The organism is Psychrobacter sp. 1Y4 (genome assembly GCF_051847555.1).
In genome coordinates, this window is sequence record NZ_JBPYDE010000645.1 from 1 (window position 1) to 667 (window position 667).

Annotated in this window: 1 protein-coding gene; it reads right to left on the reverse strand. The window is 48.6% G+C overall.

Annotated elements, in window-relative coordinates; genetic code table 11:
- Window positions 1–176 precede the first annotated feature (176 nt).
- On the reverse strand, window positions 177–667 hold a 491-nt coding region (locus ACS8FC_RS18085; RefSeq protein ID WP_439297804.1), incomplete at its 5' end, for an alpha/beta fold hydrolase.

Sequence of the window (667 nt, forward strand, 5' to 3'; positions counted from 1 at the left end):
TGCGGATGCGCTACCGCCCTACCCACAACTCAATGCCATGACCAAGTTTATGCGGGCGGATGCGACCAAGCGCTTGGACGCCGAGCATCTGTCGTTATGGGCAGGACAAGGCGTCACGCTGGTCAGAAACGAAAGTACAGATGCCTTACTAACGCGATTAACAAAAGATTTGTGAATTACTGACCCTTAATCGTTGCACGAAATTCTTTATAATCACTTGCCGTCTCTTTTACTGCCTCGATCATCGGCACATGACCGACCTCAGACATCATAATCAGCTTCGCCTGCGGCATCAGCTCGGTCATGATGGTGGCGGTCTCAGGCTTGATGATTTTGTCCTCAGTACCCCAGACGACGAGCGTAGGTATATCACGCTGCGCGATGATTTTGGCGCGTGCTTCTACATTGTCTGCAGTAATCTGCTTGAGAATTTTGGCATGCAACTCTCGGTTGGCGATATTGGTCTGAGCAAAGACGGCTTGCACGGTTTTGGGAATATAAGGCGGCTTGTACATCACGAGATTATACAAAGCAAAATAATCCTCTGTATTTTTGACCAATAGCGGGCTGTTGTCGAAGCTATCATCATCAAACCTATCTTTTGGAAACCCTGCTGACCAAAAACCACCACTGTCGAGTAACCACAAGCTACCCACGCTATCAGGAT